Source organism: Methylobacterium sp. D48H, from assembly GCF_053345715.1.
Map to the genome: position 1 here is coordinate 128,706 of NZ_JBKFAP010000006.1, position 22,836 is coordinate 151,541.

Sequence of the window (22,836 nt, forward strand, 5' to 3'; positions counted from 1 at the left end):
GAAAGTCCGGCATGTCCCGTTCGTATTTTCCTCTCTCAGGGACATCCCATGTCGAGCCTGTTCACCAACAACGCCGCGATGACGGCGCAGCTGACGCTGAAGCTCATCGGCCAGAACCTGGACAAGACCAACGACGTCATCTCGACGGGTCTGAAGATCAACGGCGCCTCCGACAACGCCGCCTACTGGGCCATCGCCACGCAGATCCGCCAGGACAACGCCTCGCTCGGCGCCGTGAAGGACTCGATCGGCCAGGGCCTGGGCGTCGTCAACATCACCTACCAGGCCCTCAACACGATGGTCGGCGAGCTCGCCGAGGTGAAGCGGAAGCTGACCACGGCCTCCGGCGTCGGCGTCGACCGCATGCTGATCCAGAACGACCTCAACGCGACGATCTCGCGGTTCCGCGCCTACGCGGCCGACGCGTCGCAGGCCGGCGAGAGCTGGCTGTCGGTCGATTCCAGCCAGCCGACCTACGCGGCGATCCGGAAGGTCGTCTCGGGCTTCACCCGCGTCCTGGGCAAGCCCACCCTGACGACCACCGATGTCGATACGGCTCAGCTCAAGCTGTACGACGTCCGGACCACCGCGGGCACCAACGGCACCAGCGCCAACGTGGGGTCGGTCCAGACCACCTACGACACCGCCAAGGCGTCCTACGACGCGGCCCTCGCCGCCTACAACAGCAGCGGCAAGGACACCGCCGCTGTCACGGCCTACACCGCGGCCAAGGCTTCCTTCGACACGGCCACAACGACCTACAACAACGCGAGGAACACGGCGAACGCCGCGGCCCGAGTGGGCAATGACGGCAAGGGCGGCATCCTGAACAAGGATTACGGCGTCCTCGGCGCGGACAACAACGGCTTCCTCAAGGCCTACACGCTCAACTTCGACACGATGGACATCTCGACGGTCCTGCCGAACGACCTGTCGAAGGTGAACGCCTACGTCGCCATGGTCGAGCGCATCTCCACGGCCCTGACCGCGGTGGCGTCCAACCTCGGCTCGCTCAAGGCCCAGATGCAGTCGTTCCTGAACTACACCGACACCCTGTCGAAGGCCAACGACACCTCGATCGGCATCCTGGTCGACGGCAACATGGAAGAGGAGTCGACCAAGCTGAAGGCCCTGCAGGTCCAGCAGCAGCTCGGCATCCAGTCGCTCACGATCGCCAACCAGAACACGCAGCAGATCCTGAGCCTGTTCCGCAACTGATCCGGGCCCCCTGATCGTCCTCAAGGTCCGTCTATCGGGCTGACGGGGCCGCGCATCTTCGGGTGCGCGGCCCTTTTATTTTCCGCCCCTCACAGGAGACCACCTTCGCGCAAGGTTGATCCGCCATGCGGGAGCGGAGCCACTGCGGTGGATATCGAGTCCTGCTGATGCCCGGTCGCGAACATCTCCAGAAGCTCTGGAGCAACATCCTGGACCTCGGCCCCCGGCGCCTCATCGCCCTCGGGCTGGTGGGCCTGACCGTGTTCCTGGCGGTCGGCCTGGGCGCCTACTACCTGAGCCGGCCGCTGCGCGAGACGCTCTATTCCGGCCTCAGCCGCGACGACGTGAGCCGCATGGGCGCCGCGCTCAAGGATGCCGGCATCCCCTTCGATATCAGCGCGGACGGGACGTCGGTCCTGGTCAGCTACGGGCAGACGGCCCAGGCGCGCATGCTCCTGGCCGAGAAGGGCCTGCCGCAGAGCGGCAAGGCGGGCTACGAGCTGTTCAACGACCTGGGCTCCCTGGGCCTGACCTCGTTCATGCAGGACATCACGCGGGTCCGCGCCCTGGAGGGCGAGATCGCCCGCACGATCCAGACCCTCAAGAGCGTCAAGGCGGCCCGGGTCCACATCGTCATGCCCGATCCCGGCTCGTTCCGCCGGGAGCAGCAGCCCGCCTCGGCCTCGGTGGTGGTGCGCACGGAACCGGCCAACGATGCCACGGTCGCCCCCGCGATCCGCCAGCTGGTCGCGGCCGCCATTCCCGGGATGAAGCCCGACAAGGTGACGGTGCTGAACACCGACGGGACGGTGCTGCTCGCCGGAGACGACGCCACGACGGCGCCGGCCGGGCGCCTGACGAATCTCGAGCAGAGCGTCAACCGGGAGATCCAGGACAACATCCGCCGGACGCTCACGCCCTATCTCGGACCGAACAACTTCGAGGTCAGCGTCGTCGCCCGCCTGAACACCGACAAGACCAAGACCGACGAGACGATCTTCAACCCGGACCAGAAGGTCGAGCGCTCGCTGCGGACGATCAAGGAATCGGACAGCTCGCAGAACCGGGCCCCGCAGAAGCCCACCACCGCGCAGCAGAACCTGCCCGATCAGCGCGTCAGGTCCGAGGGCGCCGAGAACTCGAGCGCGGAGAGCCAGCGCCGGGAGGAACTGACCAACTTCGAGATCTCGTCGAAGACGGTCCAGACCGTCAGCGACGGCTACTCGATCAAGACCCTGTCGGTGGCCGTGCTGGTCAACCGGTCCCGCCTCGAGGCGCTCGCCGGCGGCGCGAAGGACGGGACCGCGCCGCCCCTCGATCCGCAGGTCGCCGAGATCGAGCAGCTGGTGACCTCGGCGGCCGGCGTGAACAGGGCGCGGGGCGACCAGCTCAAGGTCGCGGCGGTGAGCTTCATCGACGAGGGTCAGCCCCTCGCGCCGGCGCCGGCGCTCGGGTTCACCGACGTGCTGATGCGGCAATCCGGGACCCTGATCAACGCGGCCACGATCCTGATCGTCGGGTGCCTGCTCATCTGGTTCGGCCTGCGGCCGGCCGTCAACGCCATCCTGGCCCGCCCGGCCGAGACCGGAACCGAACTCGCCCTGGCGACAGCGGATTCCGGGACCGGGCCGGACGGCGCGTCGGCGGAGCCGGGCGGGCTCTCCCCGGAGCCCAGCCTCATCGAGGACCTGACGGAGCACATGGCGCGCTCACCGATCCGGAAGCTGGAGCAGCTGGTCGAACTCGACGAGGAACAGGTCGCCAACATCCTGAAGCAGTGGCTGACCCGTGAGGAGGCCGCGCGATGAATGACGCACCTCCGGCCTGGGCCATCTTCTCGGGGACGAGCCGGCGCTCCTCGTCCACGCTCTCGGCCCTGGCCACCAAGCGCCTGGAACCGGCCGCCCCCGCCCAGCCGGCGCCGCCGGATCTCGACGCGATCGCGGCGGCGGCGCGGGACGAGGGGCGCCGGGAAGGGGAGGCCCTGGCCGCGCGCGCCGCGCAGGCCGCGCTGGCGGCCGAGCGGGAGGCCGCGGCGGCGGCGCTGGCCGAGACGCGGAGAAGCTGGGTCGCCGCGGAGGCGGCCGTCCTGGCCAGCGCCCTCACCGAGCAGATCCAGACCGCGGAGGCGCGCCTCGCCGACAGCCTGGCACGGGTGCTCCGGCCGTTCCTGACGGAAGCGCTGCGGCAGGACGCGGTTCGCGAGGTGCGCGCGCTGCTCACGTCCCTGGCGGCGGAAGACCGGGCGGGAACCGTCACGATCGCCGGCCCCGCGGACCTCACGGAGGCGCTCGCGCGGCACCTCGACCTGCCGCCCGGCCGGCTCACCGTCGTCGGCGACGGCCGCCCCGATCTCCGCATCCGGATGAACGGAACCCTGATCGAGACGCGGCTCCAGGCCTGGGGCGAGCGCCTCGCCGCGCTGGTCGAGGATCTCTGAGCATGGCCAACAACCCGCCCGAGATCATCATCGTCCGCCGAGCCTCCGACGAGGATGACGGGCACCACGGCGGTGTCTGGAAGATCGCGTTCGCCGATTTCATGACGACCCTGATGGCGCTCTTCCTGGTCCTGTGGCTGATCAAGGCCACGAACGACGAGACGAAGACCAGCATCGCGAACTACTTCAACCCGATCAGTCTCTCTGAGCCCCTGCCACTCCGGAAGGGCGTGAACGATCCCCAGCCGGCCGCGAACGATCCGAAGGCCGGCAGCCAGGCAGGTGAGCCGGGGAGGACCGCGGACGGGCGCGACGTGGGTACGGCCCTGCCGCCGGGATCGGTGCCCCGGGAACGGGAGCTGTTCCAAGACCCCTATTCCGTGCTGGCCAAGCTCGCGGCGGAGGTCGAGCCCGGCAAGCCGCAGAGCGCCGCGATCGGCGATCTCGGCGCGGCGGGACGGCGCGGCGGGGACGCGGCGCGCGATCCGTTCGACCCGCTGTACTGGGCGGTGGACGTCCTCGCACCGGCGAAGTCGGAGCGACCCGCGCCGGACGGGATCACCCCACCACCGCGCCAGGCAAAGCCCGACGCGCGCGGCGCCGAGGCCGCGGGCCGGGAGGGCGACGCGACGCCGGCCGGACCGACGCCCGCGGATGCCGGACCGCCGTCGGGCAAGGCCGCGGAGGCCCGGGCCGCCGGGGCGTCGGTGAGCGGTCAGCCCCCGGCCGCCGCGCAGAGCCCGGCGAGCGAGGCGATGCTGAAGGCGGAGATCGCCGAGATCTTCCCGCCCCCGGCCCCCGGCACGCCCGGCCCCCGCGTCGAGGTGCAGGGGACGCCCGAGGGACTCCTGATCAACGTCACGGACGATCTCAACTTCAGCATGTTCGCGGTGGGCTCGGCCGAACCCCGGCCGGAGATGGTCCGCGCGATGGAGCGCCTCGCCAAGGCACTCGCCGCGCGGCCGGGCCGGATCGTCGTCCGCGGCCATACCGACAGCCGCCCCTTCCGCTCGGAGGTCTACGACAATTGGCGCCTCTCCACCGCGCGCGCCCACATGGCTGCGTACATGCTCACCCGGGCCGGGATCGACGAAGGGCGGATCTGGCGCGTCGAGGGCGCCGCGGACCGGACGCCGCGCAACGCCGCGGATCCGAAGGCTCCGGAGAACCGGCGGATCGAGATTCTCCTGCAGGGATCTCCAGGATGAAGGTGTCCCGGACCGGGCGGATCGTGGCGGCCGCCCTCGGCCTGCTCATCGCGGGGAGGGCCGCCCCCGTCGCCGCGGAACCGGCGGGCGGCCCTCCCGCCGCCCCGGCCGCCGAGCCGCAGGCACCGACGGGCGATCCGGTGCAGTGGGTGCGCACGCTCCAGTTGCTGCAGGATCGGGTCGCCGCCGGCTCCCGGGCCGCCCACGAGAGCCAGCCGCTGCTGATCGCCCGGATCAACGCGGATCTCCTGGCCGCCCCGCCCGAGATCTGGGGCCGCCGGAGCAATCTCCGGGCCGCGATCACCTTCGCCCTCAGCGGCGGCGGTCCTTCCGTCCTGCGCCGGCTGACGGCGCAGGACGGCCTCGGCGAGCCCGAAGCGACGCTCGCGCGCGGCGCGCTCGCCTATGTCGAGGGGCGGGAGGCCGAGGCGCGGCGCCTGCTCCAGGACGTCGACACGACAGATCTGCCGCCGACGCTCGCGGGCGCCATCGGCCTGACGCAGGCGTCGCTCGCCGTGCCCGACCAACCGATCCGGGCGATCGCCCTGCTCGACCGCGTCCGGGTGCTGCTGCCGGGCACTCTGACCGAGGAGGGCGCCCTGCGCCGCGAGATCTTCACCCTCGGTCAGATCGGCGACCTGAAGACGTTCGAGGCGCTGGCGATCCAGTACCTGCGCCGCTTCCCGCACTCGATCTACGCGGGCAACTTCCGGCAGCGACTGGCCTATCAGCTGACGCAGTTCGATATCGGCCACGACGCGGAGCGCTTCGCGACCCTCAACAGGATCCTGGACGAGCTCGGTCCCGAGAGCCGGCGCGACCTGTATCTGGTGGTCGCCCAGACGGCGATCCAGGCGGGTCAGACGGCCGCGGCGCTCCGCGCCAGCGAGAAGGCCCTCGCGCTGTGCGCGCCCGGAAGCGCGGAGGCGACCCGGGGCCAGCTCTACCGGGCTGCCGCCGAGATCGTGAGCCTGGCGACGTTCCAGTCCGGGTCGCGGACGCTGAGATCGCTCGACAGGGCCAAACTCACGGCCCGCGACCTGCGCCTCCTCGAGACGGCCCTGTCGACCGCCGAGGCGATCGGACGCGGGCTCGCCGGCCGGCCCGGCCTGCCGGAGGCCGACGCCGCCGCGAAGCCGGCGCGGGGGGCGCCGGATCCCGCCGACGGGCCCGCGAGCCTGATCCCGAAGGCGCAGGCCACGATCGACCGGATCGATCTGATGCTCAGCGAGGCGACCCCGTGAACACGATCTCCACCGCGGTCCAGAAACCCGTCCCCAAACCCGATCGGGATGTCGCACCGTCCCCGCATCCGGCGGGCGACCTTCAGGCGCTGCCGGATGCGGCGGTGCGGGGCGCCTTCGACCTGGTCCTGCGCGCGGTCTCGGGGGGAACTCCCGCGGCCCGACCCGAGACCGACGGGAGTGAGATGGACGAACCGGAGGGCGCGACCGGGGAGGATCGGCGGCCCGAAGCCGGCGCATCGCCCGCGCCGCCGCCGTCACCGGGCGATCCCGGCAGCGCCGCCGCGGCGCTCGCCGAGATCCTGAGCGCCGCCGTCCTGTCGGCCCGTCCGGAAATGCCCGCGGGCCACGGGACCGGTGCTCCGGGACCGGCCCCATCCGCCGCATCCCCGGCGGGCCCCGACGCGGCCCCGGAGACCAGCCTCGTGGGAAATCTCGAGGCGGCCCGCGCGGACGCGTCGCCGCGCGCCGGGCCGAGCCCGGGCACCCTGCTGCAGGGCGGCCCCCCGCAGGTCGAGGTCCTCGACCGGGCGGTTCACTTCAAGCCCGTCCTGCCCGAGGCGGCCCGGCACGCCCTCCCGGCCGCCGCAGCGGCAACGTCCCCGTTGCCGGCCGTCCCGAACGCGGCGGACGCTCAGCCTCGACCCATCCGCCCCGGACCGGTGGCTCCGGCCGTCACCGGGCCCGATCCCGCTCCGATCGCGCCGGCCGGCCAGATCGCCGCCCAGATTGCCGCGCAAGTCGCCACCCAGATCGCCGGGACGGTCGCCGGGAAGGTGAACGCAGTGCCGCCGAAGGCGACGGTCGCCCTCGCGACCGATCCCGAGCCTCGAGCCGGCGATGCGTCGGCCCGCGCCGATGCGTCGGCCCCCACCGCGACGGGGATCGATGGGCCGGGGGGGCTCACGGCACGCGAGGACAACCGTCCCCGCTCCGGCATCGCCGGACTCCTCCTCGCCCCCACCGGCCGGCAGGGGCCGCCGGGCGTCCCCATCCCGGGTCCCGGCAACGGATCCGGGACCGAGCCGGCCCGACTCGCCGCCGTCCTGCCGACGATCGCGGCGGCCATCACGGAGGAGATCGAGCGCGCGACCGCGGCCGGACCGGAGCGTCGCGTCGGCGCCGATCCGGCGATCCCCGCGGCTCAGGACGGGCCGCTCCGGGTGCTCAAGATCCAGCTCCGGCCGGAGAGCCTCGGGATCGTCACGGTGGAATTGCGGCTCGTCGACGGTCAGCTCGAGACCCATCTGCGCGCCGCGCGTCCCGAGACGGCGGCGATGCTGCAGCGCGATTCGGCGATCCTCACCGAACTGCTCAAGCACGCGCATTACCGGCCCGAGATCATTGTCGAGCCGGTTCGCCCCGGCGACGCCGGGTTCTCCGCGGGCGGATCACCGTCCCAGGGCCAATCCGGGCTCACCGACGGCGGCGCCCAGCCGGGTCACGGTGGGGACGGGCAGCGGCAGGCAGACCAGCGCGCGGCGCAGCGGCCGACGCTCGGCAGGCGCGACGGGGAGCGGACAGATGAGACGGTACGTCCTCGCGACGGCGGCGTTTATCTGTAGCGCCGCCCCGGTCGCCGGGACCGTGTGCGAGGCCGAGATGGGCCGTGCCGCGGCCCGTTACGGCGTGCCCCTCGGCGTGCTCTACGCGGTCGGCCTCACGGAGACGGGCAAGCGCGGCTCGCTCCAGCCCTACGCCATGAACATCGAAGGGGCGGCCTATTTCGCGACCGGGCCCCAGGACGTGCTGGCCCACTTCGCCGCGGCGCGCCGCCGGGGCGCGCGCCTGATCGATCTCGGCTGCATGCAGATCAACCACCACTATCACGGCGAGAAGTTCGCCTCGGTCGAGGCCATGATCGACCCGCGCGCGAACGTGGACTACGCGACGCAATTTCTCCGGGATCTGAAGCGGCGGGAGGGCAGCTGGACGATGGCCGTGGCGCGCTATCATGCCGGCCCGCACAACAACGCCGCGCAGAAGATCTACATCTGCCGGGTCGTGGCCAACATGGTCGCCACGGGCTTCGGCCAGTGGACGCCGGCCGCGGCGCATTTCTGCCGGTGATCGTCCCGGCCGGGGCGGAAGAATGCGGACCGGGCCCGGCCAGGGAACCAACCGAAGGACCGGGCCCTTTCGGCAGAGGCCCCGTCACCGGCCCGGAGGAGCCGCATGACCGACGCCCCAGACCCGCCGGAAGGACCGCCCGGGAAAACGGCGCTGCTGGTGGTCCTCACCCTCACGGCCGTTGCCGCCGCCGCGTACGTCCTGATCCACATGGACTAGGTTGCCCGGCGACGCCCCTACAGGGTCCGACAATTCCCGTAGCTGACCTTGACGTCGTTGCGCTCCTCGGGATTGAGCTGCGCCTCGACGAAGTTCATCTTGTTGAGGTCGATCAGAAGGAAGTAGACGCCGTTCTGACACTTGATCGCGTTGCGCGGCGTGCGCTCGTTCAGCCGCGGTGAGGCCGTCTGGCACTCGTAATAGTCGGAGCGCCCGGCCGAGATCACGGTCAGCAGGCCGCCGCTGGAGACCAGCGAGAATGTCCGGACCTTCTGGGATTGCGGTTTGGCGCCTTCGGGTGCGGCGACATCGAGACTGGTCGACGCCTCCACCGTACACGTCATCGGACGGCGCAGCTGGGGGACCGCGGGCGTGATGCTCAGCAGGAGGAGCGCACCAGCGAGCGCTACCCGTTCGGCGATCATCGGCGAGGGATCCGTGATTCGTGGGTAGTTTCTACCCAGAAGCTAGACCGTTATCCATCCTTGTAAATGCCGCCTGCTCGGATCGATGGGCCGATCAACAGATTTGCCGCCCGCTCCATTGCATCGCGTCAAGGATTACGGGCCAGGCCGGTTCTTCCGCCCGGACCCGATCCGACCGGAATGCCGGCGAAGCGCGCTCTAATCCTCTAGGGCGTCCGGATTGTCGTTGGCGGCCGGATCGGGATCGCGCCGCGCCGCGATCTCCGTACCGATCTCCATGAGCAGCAATCGGGACAGGAGCTGCATCGTCGCCGTGCCGTGCGCGGCCACGAGTTGATGGGCCAGGATCGTCGCCTCCACCATGCGGTCAAAACCGTCGTCGTCGGACATGGCGGTGCAGTAACCTGGTTGAATGCCGAGCATACAACTTAAAGGTAAGGATCCGGTTCGACCGCCCGCGCAGAAACAGGATTTCCCATGATCCCGACCGTCCAGGCCGACGCGCTCCTGGGGAGACTGGCCGAGGCCCTGGGGAGCCCGGTCGAGATCTTCTTCGCCGAATGCGCGCCCGCGGCCGAGCGCGCGTCCGGGGACGCGTCGCCGGATTGCGACGCGCTGCCGACGCTGGAACTGCTCCGTCTGTGGGAATCGCTGCGGGAGCCGGTGAGCCGGCAGCGGGTGCTGACCGCCGCCCGGCAGGAGGCCCGAACCCTGCGGGCGAGCCGCGCCGAGGACGCGGCGGCCGGCTGACCGGAACTCGGCGCGCAGATCCGGGACGCGGCTGTCGGATCGGGCCGTCTCGATCAGGGGCCCGCGGCGGGCGGCGCGGGTACGGCCGCGAAGGTCAGGGCCGTCGCGGGCAGGGCGGGCGTGGCCGGCTTGTCCTGCTGAGCCGGCTTCTCCGGCTTCTCCAGCTTGGCCGTGCGCCTGTCGCGCTTCTCGTAGAAGGCGTTGCCGCCGGCGACGGCCACGTAGTGCATGTTCGTGTAGGGGAAGCGGTGGCCCGCGGTGTGGAAGAACATCGCCTTCCCGACCTTCGGGTGCCGCTCGCCGGCCAGGACGGCGTCGGCGGCGTCGGCGACCTTCTGCAGGTCCTTCTCCTGCATCGGCTTGGTGAGGACGCCCGGCGCGAACTGGCCCGGCTGCCCGACCACCGCGCAGATGCCGCCCGGGAAGATCGCGTTCTCGAGCCGGTTCATCACGACCGTGCCGACGGCGACCAGCCCGTCGCTGTCGCTCCTGTTCGACTCGAAGTACATGGCGCGGCCCAGACAATCGCGCTCGGCGTCGCTGACGACCATCGGCGGCTTGCGGTCGGGGATCGATCCCGTCGTGAGCACCGGCGACGCGGTATTGCAGGCCCCCAGGCCGCCGGCCGCCGCCAGAACGATCAGTGCAGGACCGACCTTCGTCCTCTCGCTACCCCGCATGCATCCGCGCTCCGTGCTCCTCCAGCCTGACCAGCCGGGCGGTGTTCCGCTCCGACCGGACGAAGGCCAAGCTTGACGGCACGTTCGCGGCGAGGATGTGGCGAGGCTGTCCCGTTTCGGGACCGGACCGGGAGCCTCAGTGCTGGCCCTGACCCGCGGCCAGGACGGTCACGCCCAGCGCGATCACCCCGATGCCCACCAGCATCGTCGGGTTGAGCGCCTCGCCGTACAGCCACGCGCCGCCGAGCGCCGCGCCGATCATGCCGATCCCCGACCAGATCGCGTAGACCACGCCGATCGGCAGCATGTCCATGCTGGTCGACATCAGCCACAGGGCGGTGCCGTAACCGAGCGCCACGATCACCGTCGGCCCCGGGCGGGTGAGGCCGTCGGCGGCCTTCAGCGCCAGGGTGGCGGTTACCTCCGCGCCGATGGCGAGCCCGAGGATCAGGTACGGATTCATGGCACGGCGGACTTTCGGGCTGCGCGGGCTGGGTGAGTCGGGCGGTCGAGGCGTGTAGAACCAGGTTCGAATCGGACGACCGCGCGGACGGGGCGGCGCTGGGCCGGCCCGGATCCGCGTCGAAACGGCCGCGGACGTCGGCGGTCGCCGGACACAAGGCCACAGATCCGTGAACATTTCCGAACCGGCGGCTCGCCGCTTCGCGGGCGACGGACCGGCCCGGCGCCGGGGCCGATTGGGGCTTTCGTTAAGGCCTGCTGATCATGGTGACCGCGCGCCGTCCCACCCCGGGGCCGGCCGCGCGACAGCGACGATCCAGAGCGACACAGATCCAGCATGACCGCGTCCTTGGCGATCCCGGATTCCCCGGCCCGCGCGCGCCGGGGCCGCCGCTGGGGCGCGATCGCCGCGGCGGGCGGCGCCGCGATCGCGGGCTGCGCCTGGACCGCGGCCGCGCTGATCAACGTCCCCGATCCCGTCACCCTGACGGCGCTCGCGGTCATCGAGCCGTCGTCGGTGGGCACGTGGTTCCCGAGCCGGATCGTCCAGGCCCCGGCCCGGGCGAGCGACCTGCCGGCGCGGCCGCGCCCGATCCTCGACCGCGTCCCCTGGAAGGGGAAGACGGTCCCGCTGATGACGGTGCTGGAGGCGACCCACACCAACGCGTTCCTGGTGCTGCAGGACGGCGTCCTGATCCACGAGTGGCAGCGCGCGGGCACCGGACCGGAGACGCTGTTCCCCTCGTGGTCGGTGGCGAAGTCCATCGTCTCGCTGCTGGTCGGCGCCGCGGTGGCGCGGGGTCAGCTCGCCGAGACCGACCGGGTCTCCACCCTCCTGCCCGAGCTGCGGAACGGCGCGGTCTTCGGCCAGATCACCGTGCGCAACCTCCTCGACATGGCGAGCGGCATCGCCGTGCCGGAGAACTACGACCCCCGGCATCCCCTGACCGGCACCGCCGGCATGTACCTGACGCGCGATCTCACGGCGTTCGTGCGCGACAACGCCCACCTGGCGTTCAAGCCCGGCACCAAGGGCCGCTACCGCAGCATCGACACCGAGCTGCTCGGCCTGATCCTCGCCCGGGTCGAGGGCAAGCCGCTGGCCGACATCCTCTCGGAGCGGATCTGGAAGCCGATGGGCGCCCAGGCCGACGCCACCTGGAACCTCGACCGGCCCGGCGGCATCGAGAAGGCGTTCTGCTGCATCAACGCGACGGCCCGCGACTTCGCCCGCCTCGGCCTTCTGGTGGCCGACCAGGGCCGGTCGGGCGATCACCGCATCATCCCGGGCCGCTGGATCGAGCGGATCATGACGCCGGCCCGGCGCGACGTCGACGGCTGGCAGTACTCGGCCCAGTGGTGGCACGCCCCGGGCGGCGAGGACGACGACATCTCGGCGATCGGCGTCTACGGCCAGTACATCTACGTGAACCGCGCGACCGGCACGGTGATCGTGAAGCTCAGCGACCACGGCGCCGAGCAGGACGAGGTCGACACGCTGGCGGTGATGCAGGCCATCGCGGGCGACCTCGCTGCCGGCCGCCCCGCCGCCCGCAAGGATCCCTGAGCGGGCGACCGCGGTCCCGAGTCCCGATCGGGCCGGGATCAGGCTTCTGTCGGGCCGGCTCCCGGCACGGAGGGCTGCCGGGCGATCGGGCTCAGGGGCGCGAGGTCCCGCGCCCGCCAGTTGCGCAGGAGCCGCCAGCCGACCCGCTTCCAGGCGATCGACGGCACCGGCGAGGCCGGATCCACGAGGGCGCTCAGCGCCCGCGTGTAATCGAGCACGAGGCCCGGGGTCCAGGTCATGGACCGCGCCCCGTTGCGCAGGAAGGCCGCCGCCCAGAATTCCGGCGTGGTCAGCGCCGCCGCGAGCCGCCGCCAGGGATGCCCGCCGCGGCTGAACGCGCCCTCCACGGCGATGTCCAGCGCCCGCGCCACCGTGGTGGAGCAGTTGCGGCTGATGAAGTTGTAGGTGGTGTCGCGGCTGTACTGCGCCCAGAACGCCCGCAGCCGGGCGGCGTCGATGCCGTTCAGCGTCACCGCCACCGTCGCGGGGCACCAGTCCGCCACCTCCGCGGCGTGCGAGGGCAGGAAGCGCCCGGGCACGTCGTTCTCCGGGCCCGCGCGCAGGCTCGAGCGCAGGTTGGCGGGGGAGCGGTCGATCTCCACCGCGGGGTAGTGGCTGACGTAGAGGTCGTCGCCCTGCTGCAGGGCCGCGTGGCCGGTGGAGAAGCGCCCGGCCTTGTCGACGGAGGCGACGTAGCGCCGGATCAGCCGCTGGCCGGCGGGCGTGGTCGCCTGCCCGGTGGGCGTCCAGACATAGACCGTCAGGCTGCCGGGCTCGTCGCCGCCGACCGACACGACCGACACGGCCGGCTCGGCGGTGCCCAGGCGCCGGGTGCGCAGCCCGACCAGCGCGAGGTTGGCGCCGTTCAGGATCAGGAACATGCCGATGCAGTAGCCGACCGTGCCGGCGTACCAGGTCGGCCAGGGCTGGAGATGGAACAGGCCGAAGGCGATGCTGAGGCCGCCGAGGGCGACCGACATCCGCCAGCCAGCGAATTTCAGCAGGCCGGCGATCGTGATCCGGACGAGGCCGTCGACCACGAAGGCGACGCCGAAGATCATGGCGAGCAGGAAGGTGCTGTGCTTCGTGGCCATCATGATCAGCACGGCCATGACCGACAGCAGCGCGCCCTTGGCGAGGCGCAGGCGGCGCGCGGCACCGATCGCGGACGCGCCGACGAGGAGGGAACTCACGCCCTCGGCCAGGAGGATCAGGCCGAACCACCGGTCCGGGACGTGGAGCGCACCGTCGAGGGAATCGATCACCACCAGGAGGCCGAGCGACGACCACAGCAGGCCGGTGGCGGCGATGAGGTGCCAGTGACGGCGGACCGCGGCCCGGCCGACGAGCAGCATCCAGAGGGGCGCCATCCGGCCGCCGACCGCGTCCGCGGCGCCCGGTCCGGGCGCTTCGAGCGCGGAGAGCGCGCGCGGGATAGTGGTCGCACAGGGTCCGGACATAGGGGTCGCCCTCGATAGCGCGCGTCGACGGGCCTCTCGCACGGATGCCGCCGTGCCGTCACGGCCGGAACGAGGCTCCCGACGCGCGAGCGTTTCGCGACGCGCCCGGCGCGCACGATCCACGCCTTGCCTGAGAACTTTGTTAATCGCGGCCCGGTCGCGGCGCCAGCGCCCGCGGAGAGGCCGTGGAGAAGCGCCACGGACCCCGGAATCCCGTCGCGCGCCGCCCGACCGATGGTCAGCAGGGACGCGGGACGCGGTCCGATCGACCCGTAACCGCCCGGCATCCGCGATCCGTCCCTGTCTCCGCCGCTGATTCGCGCCCCTGCAGCCCGTCATCGCGCGGCCGTTCGCAGTCATCGCGGACAGCCTCACGGACCGGAGGCCGAAACTGCGCACTGTTTGCGAGACGCCGCCGGCCTGGCAACCTCATGTTGCCTCGCAAGAACAGAAAATGTTCAAAGAACATCCTAAGATAAAGTATAGACAAAATAGACAGTTTTTGTATAGTTACGCGCCAATCTTGGCACACTCGAAGCAATTCGGCGCATGCTTGGGCGGTAAAAGCTGATCCTAGCCTCAGCTTTATCGATGCGCCGGTTCTCATGCCTCGAATTTCGGTACTGGGGGATTCATGAACACCATCGATCTGAACGAAAAGACCTCGGACCTGAACACAGACCTGATCAAGTGCACGGCATCACTGGTCGCGGCCTACGTGTCTCGGAATGCGGTGGGCGTGGGCGACCTGCCGGTTCTGATCGACCAGGTGCACACGGCCATATCGGTGCTGCAGGGCGGCGGCTCGGGATCCGGTCCCGGCTGGACCGGCCCGACGGCGGCGCAGATCGAGGCTTCGATCCAGCAGGACGGCCTGATCAGCTTCATCGACGGCCGGTCCTACAAGACCCTGAAGCGTCACCTCACGGCGCACGGCCTCACGCCGGAGCGTTACCGGGCGAAGTACGGCCTGCCGGCCGACTACCCGATGGTGGCCCCGGGCTACGCCGCCAAGCGCTCGGAGATCGCCAAGGCGATCCAGCTCGGACACAAGGCAGCCTGAGGCGGCCAGGCCCGCACCGCCCTGGATCGGCGGCCCCGTCCGGGCCGCCGCGGGACACGGGCGCGGGAATGCCTGACGGCGGATCGCCCGATCCGCCCGTCCCGGTCTCCGCGCTGGGGTCGGGGCCCCCGGGGGGCCAGCGCGGAGACCGACCCCGATGACCCGGTGGGGCGGGGCAGGGCGGATCCCGCGAGCGCCCGCCGGTCGCGGGATCCGCTCAGACCCGGGCGACCGCCAGGGTCCCGTCATCGATGGGGACGAACCGGACGCCCGCCCGGCGCAGCGCCTCGACCGCGTGCAGGCGGGACCGGCTTCCCCGATGCTCGCTGTCCTCTTCCAGACGCCGCACGGTGGAATGCGACAGGCCGCTCGCCTGAGCGAGCTCCATCATCGACCAGTCGAGGAGCGCCCGCGCGGCCCGCAGGTGGTGGCCGCTCACGGAATGCTCCAGCCCCTCGTGCAGGCCGCCGGGGGGCGGGGCGTGGTTGCGGACGGGGTATTTGAGCCCGCAGCGCCCGAGATAGGTCCCGTCCGGATCCCAGACCGGCATCGTGAGGATCCGGAAGTGCCAGAGCTCGCCGTTGGCGAGGCGCTCGTGGGCGCCCCCCTGGAAGAACGCCCGCCGCTCGATCTGCTCCAGGGCCGCTGCCCGGAAGCCCGCGCGCTCCTCGGGAACGATCAGGATATACGGCTCGGCGCAGATCTCCTCCAGCGGGAGCCCGTGGACCTGGGCGACGGCGAACGGGATGTCCCGGACGCGGTCGAGCCCCATCGAGAAGGTCGTGATGTGCTCCGTGAGGTAGAGCGCGCTCTGCCGGCGGCGCTCTTCCTGCCGCAGGCGCGCCAACTGCTCGCGGTCGCTCACGTCGAGCGCCGTGCCGCTGAGGGCGACGGGCCGCCCCTCCGCCGAGACGCGCACCTCCATCGTCAGCGAGAGCGTGCGCACCGTGCCGTTCGTCCGGATCACCCGGACGATGACCTCGCGGGGCACGTGCCCCTGCCGGATGTCCGCCAGCGCCGGCATGAGAGGCCGGTCCTCGGGATGGATCAGGCTCAGCAACAGGTCGTAGCGCGCCTTCGCGGCGTTCGGAACGAGCCCGAGCAGCCGGTAGAACCCGGGCGACCAGACCTGCTCCTCGCCCGCGAAGATCCAGCTCCAGGCCCCACTCACGCCCCGACTTTCCGTGAGAGTCAGGAACTCTCCCGACGAGAAAGTCAGAGCGCTTAAAGCAGTATGGAACATCTCAGCACCGTTCGAACCGTATCACCGTTCCCGCCGTTCGGCCACGAGAATTTTTCCGGCACAACACTTCACCATTCATCCGGAATTTCTTCAGATCCGGCACGTATCTCCATCGAGATGGCGCCCGCGATCGACAAACATCTTGCATCGACATTCCAGCCCGAGGCGGTTTGTTCCCGATCGAACGGATTCGTTCCTGCCGCGCTGTGAACGGAGGTTTCCGGGATCCTCGACCGCATCCCGCCCCTCCGCGCGTTCGGCACACACCGTCACGACAGCAACGCGACCGGATCTCGCTCGACAATGACCCCTGTCGCGAAGGAGCTTCTCTGACCTTCGGTGTTTAAGAATGGTGATTTTCCGCTCCGGCATTGAATCGAACTTCAGAAAAGCACGACGCCGAGGTTCTATGACGAGTCATGCACGCATATTACAGATTTTATTGTGAATTCTATTGATTATATATGATACATAATCGGTCATTGTGCGAATATTACAATACCTTTGCCAAATTATCGATATGCAAATCCCACGAAATCGAGCGACTGGCGCGCCGATTCTTGGATCGTCGAGGCTCCTCAGACGGGCGCGCGACGGGGCCACGCGAGCGCGGCCGGCGCGGCGAGGTCGGGACCGGGACCGGTGGCGATTGACAGGCCGGGCCGTACAATGCGGGGACACGGGGTCGCGCACCGGGAGGAACCGCATGAGGGTCGCCTGCATCGGCGAGTGCATGGTCGAACTGTCCGAACGCCCGGACGGGAATCTGGTCCGGGGCTTCGGCGGCGACACGCTGAACACCGCGCTCTACCTCGCGCGCCTCGGCGTCGCGGTGGACTACGTGACAGCGCTGGGCGACGACATCTGGAGCGACGAGATGGCGGCGGCCTGGGGCCGCGAGGGCATCGGCCTCGACCGGGTCCGGCGCCTGCAGGGCCGGATGCCGGGCCTCTACATCATCCGCACGGATGCCGACGGCGAGCGCAGCTTCCACTACTGGCGCGACCGGGCCGCGGCCCGGGACCTCTTCACCGAGCCGGGCGCCGCCGAGACGGAGGCGGAGCTGGAGCGCTACGACCTCGTCTACCTGTCCGGCATCAGCCTCTCGCTCTACGGCGAGACCGGGCGCGCCGCCCTGTTCGAGACGCTGTCGCGCCTGCGGGAGCGGGGCGGGCAGGTCGCCTTCGACACCAATTACCGTCCCCGCGGCTGGCCCGACCGGGACGAGGCCTGGGCCGCCTTCCGCGCGGCCCTGGACCTGGCCGACGTGATCTTCGCCTCGGCCGAGGATCTGGACTGGCTGTTCGGCGCGGCGGGCGAGGACGAGGTGCTGCGCCACCGCGGCCGGGCCGAGATCGTGCTCAAGACCTCGGACGGATCCGGCCCCGTCGCCCGGGTGCTGCACGGCCGGGCCGACACCGCGGTGCCGGCCGGGCGCGCCGCGCGGGTCGTCGACACGACGGCGGCGGGCGACAGTTTCGCGGCGGGCTACCTCGCGGCGCGCATCGCCGGGCTGGCACCGGAAGCCGCCGCCGCCGAGGCGCACCGCCTGGCCGGGGCGGTGATCGGGCATCGCGGCGCCGTGATTCCCCGGGACGCGATGCCGGTCCCCGCCGCCCGACCGCCGGGTGCGGACGCCTGAGGGAGGCGGGGCCGCCCTTGAGGCGGACAAGCGCAACCGCTACCTCTCTGCCAGCGGGGGACGGCCCCGCAGCGTCATCGCCGCGCGTGGTGCGGCCGAGAGGGCACCCGTGGCGCCGATTCCCCCGCCGATCCAGGTTCCCGAGCCCGACGCCGCGGCGGGCGGCGGCACCCCGAAGACACGGGTCAGCGCGCGCGGCCGGCTGCGCACCTATTTCCTCACCGGCATCATCGTCGCCGGCCCGCTCGCCATCACGGCCTACATCACGTGGTGGTTCATCGCGCTGATCGATTCGTTCGTGAAGCCGCTGGTCCCGGCGAGCTACCTGCCGGACCACTACCTGCCCTTCTCGATCCCGGGCCTCGGCCTCGTGATCGCGTTCCTGGCGGTGACCCTGCTGGGCTTCCTCACGGCGAACCTCGTCGGACGCTCGGTGATCGAGTTCGGCGAGGTCCTGCTGGCGCGGACCCCCGTGATCTCCGGCCTCTACAAGGGCCTGCGGCAGATCTTCGAGACGCTGTTCTCGGCCAACGGCACCTCGTTCCGCACGGTGGGGCTCGTGGAGTTCCCCGTGAAGGGCACGTGGTCGGTGGTGTTCCTGTCCGCCCCGGCGGCCCACGAGGTCGAGGGGGCGCTGCGGGCCCGGGGGGCGCCGGCGGACGACCTCGTCGGCGTCTTCCTGCCCTGCGCGCCCAATCCGACCACGGGCTTCTTCTTCTACCTGCCGCGCGCGGAGGTGGTGGAGCTCGCCATCAGCGTCGACGACGCCGCCAAGCTGGTGATGTCGGCCGGGGTGATCCAGCCGGAGGACCCGCAGGGCCGCCTCAACGCCATGGCGGCCACCCTGCGGACGGCCCAGCAGGCCGGCGGACCGCTGCCCCGCCGGGAGCCGCAGGACGCGTGATGCGGCGCCCGGTCGCCGGCTTCGTCGCCGTCTCGGCGGCCGGAGCCACCCCGTGTCGCGCCACGGTGCAGGACGTCCCGCTGCCCCGGGTCGCTTCGCTGCGCCCGCGATGACGGCAGCGTCGACCGGAACCGTCGAAGCGGGGACGACCTCCGGTCCGCTCAAGGGGCCTTCCCGAGGCGCCGGCGCGCGATCCAGGCCTCCTGCGCGCCGAGCTCACCGCTCCTCGGCGTGAGGGAGACCGTGGGATTGGCGGCCATCGCCCACGAGAAAGGCCGCCCCGCGCGCGGGACGGCCCTGAAATGATCAGACTGCTATCGGCTCAGCGCTGCAGCGAGGCGGTCTGCGGCGCGATGGTCGGCGGCGTCGCCTGCGCGACCGTCACGGCGCTGCGGGGCGCCGTCGGACCCCAGCCGGAGGCGCATTGCAGGGTGAGGGCGAGGCCCAGCGCGATGCAGAGCCCGTTGGCGGCCAGCCAGAAGGGCCGGGACGCCCGACGCACGGCGGCCTGCAGCTCGTCCGCGGTCTTGCCCGCCGCCTCGGCGGCGCGATCCGAGATCGGCAGGAGCCAGGGCTCGGTCGGCAGGGCGTGGGCACCGGCCATCTCGTGGGAGCCCGGCAGGCCTTGGAACAGTCCGTTCGACATGTCCGTCCTCCAGATTCGTCCGTGATGTCCCGGCTTACCGGGCCATTCGTTCATCTCCAGTTAAGGGAAGAATATGGCTGATGCAAGGTCACGAGGCCTGTCCGGAGCCTCCCGGACCGCCCGTACGGCGCCGCCAAGCTTCCGCGCGATCCCGTCAAACCTTTGAAACGAAACACTTTTTCAGAGAGCCTGTGACATCGGCGCATCGGAGTACCGATCCGGTCGCGCGGCGGCGATTCCGGATCCGGCCGTTCAGGAAGGCCGGACTTTCCTGAACGAATCCGTTCAGGAAACCGTTCATCCGGCCCCGATCAGCCGGATCGCGGCCTCCCGCTCGAACAGGTAGAGCAGCACCCGCAGCGCCTGCCCCCGCGGGCTCTTGAGGCCGGGATCGCGCTCCACGATCATCCGCGCGTCGTCGCGGGCGGCCTCCAGCAGGGCGGCGTCGCTCTCCAGCCGCGCCAGCCGGAACGCCGCCATGCCGGATTGGCGGGTGCCGAGCACCTCGCCCTCGCCGCGCAGCTTCAGGTCGGCCTCGGCGATGCGGAAGCCGTCCTCGCTCGCGCGCATCATCTCCAGCCGGGCCCGGGACACCTGCCCGAGGGGCCCCCGGTAGAGCAGCAGGCACGAGGAAGCCTTCGAGCCGCGCCCGACCCGGCCGCGGAGCTGGTGCAGCTGCGCCAGCCCGAAGCGCTCCGCGTGCTCGATCACCATGATGGTGGCCTCGGGCACGTCGACCCCGACCTCCACCACCGTGGTCGAGACCAGGAGCTTGGTCTCCCCGGCGGCGAACCGCGCCATGGCGGCGTCCTTCTCGGGGCCGGGCATCTTGCCGTGGATCAGCCCGACCGCGTCGCCGAAGTGCTTCCGCAGGTCGTCGAAGCGCTCGGCCGCGGCGGCGAGGTCGACGAACTCCGATTCCTCTACAAGGGGGCAGATCCAGTAGACCCGCTCGCCCCCGGCGATCGCCCGGGCGAGGCCGGCCACGACCTCGTCGATCCGCTCGGTCGGCAGCGTGATCGTCCGGATCGGCTGGCGGCCGGCGGGCTTCTCGTCGAGGATCGAGACGTCCATGTCGCCGAAGAAGGTCAGCGCCAGGGTGCGGGGGATTGGCGTCGCGGTCATGACCAGGAAGTCCACCGCCTCGCCCTTGGCGCCGAGCGCGAGGCGCTGGTGGACGCCGAACCGGTGCTGCTCGTCCACCACCGCGAGGCCGAGGTCGCGGAACGTCACCGCCTCCTGGAACAGGGCGTGGGTGCCGACGAGGATATCGATCTCGCCCGCGGCGAGGTCGGCGAGCGTGCTTTTCCGCTCCGCGGCCCGGTCGCGGCCGGTCATCAGGCGCAGGCGCAGGGGGCCGGCCAGCGGCCTCAGCCGCTCGAAATGCTGCCGCGCCAGGATCTCGGTGGGCGCCATCAGGGCGGCCTGACGCCCGGCCTCGACCGCCGAGGCCATGGCGAGCAGGGCCACCGCGGTCTTGCCCGAGCCGACATCGCCCTGGAGCAGGCGCAGCATCCGCCGGGGCGCCGCGAGGTCGGCGCGGATCTCCGCCACCGCCCGGCCTTGCGCGCCGGTCAGCGCGAAGGGGAGGGCGGCCTCGAGGCGCCCGCTCAGGGCGCCGTCGCCGGCATTGACCCGGCCGGCCTTGCGCCGCTGGCGGGCGCGCAGGAGCGCCAGCGCCAGCTGCGAGGCGAGGAGCTCGTCGTAGGCGAGCCGCTTCCGGGACGGCGTCGCGGGCGGCGGCTGGAGCGGGTCCTCGGCCTTCGGGGGCGCCTCCTCGGGGCGATGCTCGAGGCGGAGCGCGTCCGCGAAGGCGGGCAGGCGGTTCCGCTCCAGCCAGGCCGGGTCCTGCCATTCCGGCAGGACCGGCAGCCGGTCGAGGGCCGCGACCGCGAGCTTGTTGATCGCCCGGGAGGTCAGCCCCTCGGTGGCGCCGTAGACCGGCTCGACGGCGGGGAGTTCAGCGAGGCCCGCCTCGTCCACGATCCGCGACGGGTGGACCATCTGGCGGGTGCCGTCCCAGAGGTCGATCCGGCCGGTGATGTAGCGGTGCGACCCGAGCGGCAGCATCTTCTCCACCCGGGCGCGGGGCATGCCGAAGAAGACCAGGGAGATGTCGCCGGAGGCATCCTCCACCAGCACCCGGTGCGGGCGCCGGCCGGGCCCGGCCTGGGCCGGGCGGTGCGCCACCACGGTGACGCCGATCGTCACCGGCTCGCCGGTGGGGGCCTCGCTGATCGAGCCCATGAGCTTCCGCGCCACGCCGCCCTGGGGCAGGTGGAACAGCAGGTCCACGACCCGGGCCTCGCGCTCGGGGGTGCCGAGCAGCTTCTCGATGAGCGGCGCCATCTTCGGCCCGATCCCCGGCAGGGCGCGGGCCGGCGCGAAGAGCGGGTCGAGGATGCTCGGCCGCAGGGGCGGGGCGACGGCAGGCGCGGGGGCGGCCTCCGCCGCCGGCGCCTCGGCCGCGTCGGAATCCTTCAAGGCCGGGTCCTGAGTCGCGCGTGCATCTGTCATGGCGGTTCGGCGGACATGGTGCCGGAGGCGCCTTATCATCCGGTGCATCCCGGCGCGCCAGTGCGGCCGAGTGAAGACCGACCCCGGAGACCGAATCCATGGCCCGCGACTTCCTGCCGGGTTTCGACCGGCACCGGATCGAGACCGCGCCCGGCGTGACGATCAACGCCCGCTCGGCCGGGTCCGGGCCGCCGGTGCTGCTCCTGCACGGCCATCCGCAGACCCTGTCGACCTGGCTCCACGTCGCGCCGCGCCTCGCCGAGCGGCACGCCGTGGTGGCGATGGACCTGCGCGGCTACGGCGATTCGGCCAAGCCCCCGGGGGGCGAGCGCCACGCCAGGTACGCCAAGCGCGCCATGGCGGCCGACGCGGTGGCGGTGATGCGGGCGCTCGGCCACGAAAGGTTCGCGGTGGTCGGCCACGACCGGGGCGGCCGGGTCGCCCACCGCCTCGCCCTCGACCACAGCCGGGCGGTGGAGCGGATCGCCGTGTTCGACATCGCGCCGACCGCGACCATGTACGCGCGCACCGACAAGGATTTCGCCACCCGCTATTTCTGGTGGTTCTTCTTCATCCAGCCCTATCCCCTCCCGGAGACGCTGATCGGGGCCGATCCGGAATACTTCCTGCGCCACCACGTCGAGGGCCAGTCGAAGACCCCCGGCTCGACCCCGCCGGAGCTCTTCGCCGAGTACCTGCGCTGCTATTCCGACCCGGCGTGCCGCCACGCGATCTGCGAGGATTACCGGGCGGCCGCCGGGATCGACCTGGAGCACGACGCGGCCGATGCCGAGGCCCGGATCACCGCGCCGCTGCTGGCGCTCTGGGGCGCGAAGGGCGTGGTCGGCCGGACCTACGACGTGCTGGAGACGTGGCGCGAGAAGGCGACCGACGTCTCGGGCCGGGCGCTGGATTGCGGTCACACCCTCCAGGAGGAGCGGCCGGACGCGGTTCTCTCGGAGCTTGCGGCGTTCCTGGGTTGACGGGCTGCGGCGCCGTGGCCCCGCGTCGCCGGTCTTGGCAGATCCGCTGAAATGCGCAGATACGAGACGTGCCGGGCTCGCGAACAGCGTCCCCG

Annotated in this window: 22 protein-coding genes; 14 read left to right on the top strand and 8 right to left on the bottom strand. The window is 71.5% G+C overall.

The features are described 5' to 3' along the window. The first annotated feature begins 48 nt into the window (after positions 1–48). The 7 genes from ACLBX8_RS13630 to ACLBX8_RS13660 all read left to right on the top strand — a co-directional run bounded on the left by ACLBX8_RS13630 (position 49) and on the right by ACLBX8_RS13660 (position 8,180). The gene (locus tag ACLBX8_RS13630; protein ID WP_427509473.1) at positions 49–1,218 is read left to right on the top strand and encodes a flagellin N-terminal helical domain-containing protein; all 1,170 of its coding nucleotides are present in this window, start codon (positions 49–51) and stop codon (positions 1,216–1,218) included. 167 nt (positions 1,219–1,385) lie between these two features. Then, complete coding sequence (gene fliF, locus ACLBX8_RS13635; RefSeq protein WP_447715317.1) at positions 1,386–3,026, top strand: flagellar basal-body MS-ring/collar protein FliF; 1,641 nt, start codon at positions 1,386–1,388, stop codon at positions 3,024–3,026. Further along, a complete protein-coding gene (locus ACLBX8_RS13640; RefSeq protein WP_447715318.1) occupies positions 3,023–3,658 on the top strand; it encodes a hypothetical protein in 636 nt (211 codons plus the stop codon). The genes fliF and ACLBX8_RS13640 overlap by 4 nt, the downstream gene beginning before the upstream one ends. Positions 3,659–3,660: 2 nt before the next feature. Next, entirely contained in the window at positions 3,661–4,866 is a 1,206-nt protein-coding gene (locus ACLBX8_RS13645) for a MotB family protein (RefSeq protein WP_447715319.1), read from the top strand. Next, positions 4,863–6,110: a chemotaxis protein gene (locus ACLBX8_RS13650; protein ID WP_447699563.1), complete on the top strand. Its 1,248-nt coding sequence runs from the start codon at positions 4,863–4,865 to the stop codon at positions 6,108–6,110. Before ACLBX8_RS13645 ends, ACLBX8_RS13650 begins: the two co-directional genes overlap by 4 nt. After that, a complete protein-coding gene (locus ACLBX8_RS13655) occupies positions 6,107–7,675 on the top strand; it encodes a flagellar hook-length control protein FliK (protein ID WP_447699564.1) in 1,569 nt (522 codons plus the stop codon). Before ACLBX8_RS13650 ends, ACLBX8_RS13655 begins: the two co-directional genes overlap by 4 nt. Then, positions 7,635–8,180 carry a transglycosylase SLT domain-containing protein gene (locus tag ACLBX8_RS13660; protein WP_042670687.1) on the top strand — a complete coding sequence of 182 codons (546 nt, stop codon included), beginning with the start codon at positions 7,635–7,637 and terminating at the stop codon, positions 8,178–8,180. The genes ACLBX8_RS13655 and ACLBX8_RS13660 overlap by 41 nt, the downstream gene beginning before the upstream one ends. Before the next feature lie 236 nt (positions 8,181–8,416). Here ACLBX8_RS13660 and ACLBX8_RS13665 read toward each other — a convergent pair whose 3' ends face one another. Then, on the bottom strand, positions 8,417–8,824 hold the full coding sequence (locus ACLBX8_RS13665) for a hypothetical protein (RefSeq protein WP_447699565.1): 408 nt from the start codon (positions 8,822–8,824) through the stop codon (positions 8,417–8,419). A 198-nt stretch (positions 8,825–9,022) separates the two neighbouring features. Further along, complete coding sequence (locus ACLBX8_RS13670; RefSeq protein WP_091677546.1) at positions 9,023–9,214, bottom strand: hypothetical protein; 192 nt, start codon at positions 9,212–9,214, stop codon at positions 9,023–9,025. An 87-nt stretch (positions 9,215–9,301) separates the two neighbouring features. On the opposite strand from ACLBX8_RS13670, the gene ACLBX8_RS13675 reads away from it, so the two are divergent. Next, the gene (locus ACLBX8_RS13675; protein ID WP_447699566.1) at positions 9,302–9,574 is read left to right on the top strand and encodes a hypothetical protein; all 273 of its coding nucleotides are present in this window, start codon (positions 9,302–9,304) and stop codon (positions 9,572–9,574) included. 53 nt (positions 9,575–9,627) lie between these two features. On the opposite strand, the gene ACLBX8_RS13680 is transcribed toward ACLBX8_RS13675, so the two are convergent. Together ACLBX8_RS13680 and ACLBX8_RS13685 are read right to left on the bottom strand one after the other, a co-directional pair. Next, positions 9,628–10,254, bottom strand: a complete 627-nt coding sequence (locus ACLBX8_RS13680; protein WP_447699567.1) for a cell wall hydrolase — start codon at positions 10,252–10,254, stop codon at positions 9,628–9,630. A 136-nt stretch (positions 10,255–10,390) separates the two neighbouring features. Next, positions 10,391–10,717, bottom strand: a complete 327-nt coding sequence (locus tag ACLBX8_RS13685; protein WP_020093265.1) for a DMT family transporter — start codon at positions 10,715–10,717, stop codon at positions 10,391–10,393. A gap of 336 nt (positions 10,718–11,053) precedes the next feature. Between ACLBX8_RS13685 and ACLBX8_RS13690 the strand changes: the two genes are divergently transcribed. Further along, on the top strand, positions 11,054–12,283 hold the full coding sequence (locus ACLBX8_RS13690) for a serine hydrolase domain-containing protein (RefSeq protein WP_020093266.1): 1,230 nt from the start codon (positions 11,054–11,056) through the stop codon (positions 12,281–12,283). A gap of 38 nt (positions 12,284–12,321) precedes the next feature. On the opposite strand, the gene ACLBX8_RS13695 is transcribed toward ACLBX8_RS13690, so the two are convergent. Further along, positions 12,322–13,743 (bottom strand): HdeD family acid-resistance protein, encoded by a 1,422-nt coding sequence (locus tag ACLBX8_RS13695; protein ID WP_427509466.1) that lies wholly within the window; start codon positions 13,741–13,743, stop codon positions 12,322–12,324. A gap of 634 nt (positions 13,744–14,377) precedes the next feature. On the opposite strand from ACLBX8_RS13695, the gene ACLBX8_RS13700 reads away from it, so the two are divergent. Continuing rightward, positions 14,378–14,806 carry a MucR family transcriptional regulator gene (locus ACLBX8_RS13700; protein WP_020093268.1) on the top strand — a complete coding sequence of 143 codons (429 nt, stop codon included), beginning with the start codon at positions 14,378–14,380 and terminating at the stop codon, positions 14,804–14,806. Between the two features lie 217 nt (positions 14,807–15,023). Here ACLBX8_RS13700 and ACLBX8_RS13705 read toward each other — a convergent pair whose 3' ends face one another. Further along, positions 15,024–15,977, bottom strand: a complete 954-nt coding sequence (locus tag ACLBX8_RS13705; RefSeq protein ID WP_244491817.1) for a PAS domain-containing protein — start codon at positions 15,975–15,977, stop codon at positions 15,024–15,026. A 63-nt stretch (positions 15,978–16,040) separates the two neighbouring features. Here ACLBX8_RS13705 and ACLBX8_RS13710 point away from each other — a divergent pair, with 63 nt between their 5' ends. The 3 genes from ACLBX8_RS13710 (at position 16,041) to ACLBX8_RS13720 (ending at position 18,595) form a co-directional block, all read left to right on the top strand. Then, positions 16,041–16,259, top strand: a complete 219-nt coding sequence (locus ACLBX8_RS13710) for a hypothetical protein (RefSeq protein ID WP_139215641.1) — start codon at positions 16,041–16,043, stop codon at positions 16,257–16,259. 496 nt (positions 16,260–16,755) lie between these two features. Next, on the top strand, positions 16,756–17,691 hold the full coding sequence (locus ACLBX8_RS13715) for a sugar kinase (RefSeq protein WP_042672778.1): 936 nt from the start codon (positions 16,756–16,758) through the stop codon (positions 17,689–17,691). Positions 17,692–17,800: 109 nt separating this feature from the next. Next, a complete protein-coding gene (locus tag ACLBX8_RS13720; protein ID WP_042672775.1) occupies positions 17,801–18,595 on the top strand; it encodes a DUF502 domain-containing protein in 795 nt (264 codons plus the stop codon). A gap of 322 nt (positions 18,596–18,917) precedes the next feature. Here the strand turns inward: ACLBX8_RS13720 and ACLBX8_RS13725 are convergent, their stop codons facing one another. Continuing rightward, positions 18,918–19,241: a hypothetical protein gene (locus ACLBX8_RS13725; protein WP_012318646.1), complete on the bottom strand. Its 324-nt coding sequence runs from the start codon at positions 19,239–19,241 to the stop codon at positions 18,918–18,920. 297 nt (positions 19,242–19,538) lie between these two features. After that, positions 19,539–21,758 (bottom strand): ATP-dependent DNA helicase RecG, encoded by a 2,220-nt coding sequence (recG, locus tag ACLBX8_RS13730; RefSeq protein ID WP_447699568.1) that lies wholly within the window; start codon positions 21,756–21,758, stop codon positions 19,539–19,541. A gap of 98 nt (positions 21,759–21,856) precedes the next feature. Here recG and ACLBX8_RS13735 point away from each other — a divergent pair, with 98 nt between their 5' ends. Then, complete coding sequence (locus ACLBX8_RS13735) at positions 21,857–22,741, top strand: alpha/beta fold hydrolase (protein ID WP_447699569.1); 885 nt, start codon at positions 21,857–21,859, stop codon at positions 22,739–22,741. The last annotated feature ends 95 nt before the right edge of the window (positions 22,742–22,836 follow it).

Coding starts and splice junctions, on each gene's coding strand:
- ACLBX8_RS13710 (WP_139215641.1), top strand. CDS start 16,041: ATGGAACATCTCAGCACCGTTCGAACCGTATCACCGTTCCCGCCGTTC.
- ACLBX8_RS13645 (WP_447715319.1), top strand. CDS start 3,661: ATGGCCAACAACCCGCCCGAGATCATCATCGTCCGCCGAGCCTCCGAC.
- ACLBX8_RS13695 (WP_427509466.1), bottom strand. CDS start 13,743: ATGTCCGGACCCTGTGCGACCACTATCCCGCGCGCGCTCTCCGCGCTC.
- ACLBX8_RS13680 (WP_447699567.1), bottom strand. CDS start 10,254: ATGCGGGGTAGCGAGAGGACGAAGGTCGGTCCTGCACTGATCGTTCTG.
- ACLBX8_RS13675 (WP_447699566.1), top strand. CDS start 9,302: ATGATCCCGACCGTCCAGGCCGACGCGCTCCTGGGGAGACTGGCCGAG.
- ACLBX8_RS13665 (WP_447699565.1), bottom strand. CDS start 8,824: ATGATCGCCGAACGGGTAGCGCTCGCTGGTGCGCTCCTCCTGCTGAGC.
- fliF (WP_447715317.1), top strand. CDS start 1,386: ATGCCCGGTCGCGAACATCTCCAGAAGCTCTGGAGCAACATCCTGGAC.
- ACLBX8_RS13690 (WP_020093266.1), top strand. CDS start 11,054: ATGACCGCGTCCTTGGCGATCCCGGATTCCCCGGCCCGCGCGCGCCGG.
- ACLBX8_RS13715 (WP_042672778.1), top strand. CDS start 16,756: ATGAGGGTCGCCTGCATCGGCGAGTGCATGGTCGAACTGTCCGAACGC.
- ACLBX8_RS13735 (WP_447699569.1), top strand. CDS start 21,857: ATGGCCCGCGACTTCCTGCCGGGTTTCGACCGGCACCGGATCGAGACC.
- ACLBX8_RS13660 (WP_042670687.1), top strand. CDS start 7,635: ATGAGACGGTACGTCCTCGCGACGGCGGCGTTTATCTGTAGCGCCGCC.
- ACLBX8_RS13640 (WP_447715318.1), top strand. CDS start 3,023: ATGAATGACGCACCTCCGGCCTGGGCCATCTTCTCGGGGACGAGCCGG.
- ACLBX8_RS13700 (WP_020093268.1), top strand. CDS start 14,378: ATGAACACCATCGATCTGAACGAAAAGACCTCGGACCTGAACACAGAC.
- ACLBX8_RS13670 (WP_091677546.1), bottom strand. CDS start 9,214: ATGTCCGACGACGACGGTTTTGACCGCATGGTGGAGGCGACGATCCTG.
- ACLBX8_RS13725 (WP_012318646.1), bottom strand. CDS start 19,241: ATGTCGAACGGACTGTTCCAAGGCCTGCCGGGCTCCCACGAGATGGCC.
- recG (WP_447699568.1), bottom strand. CDS start 21,758: ATGACAGATGCACGCGCGACTCAGGACCCGGCCTTGAAGGATTCCGAC.
- ACLBX8_RS13650 (WP_447699563.1), top strand. CDS start 4,863: ATGAAGGTGTCCCGGACCGGGCGGATCGTGGCGGCCGCCCTCGGCCTG.
- ACLBX8_RS13685 (WP_020093265.1), bottom strand. CDS start 10,717: ATGAATCCGTACCTGATCCTCGGGCTCGCCATCGGCGCGGAGGTAACC.
- ACLBX8_RS13630 (WP_427509473.1), top strand. CDS start 49: ATGTCGAGCCTGTTCACCAACAACGCCGCGATGACGGCGCAGCTGACG.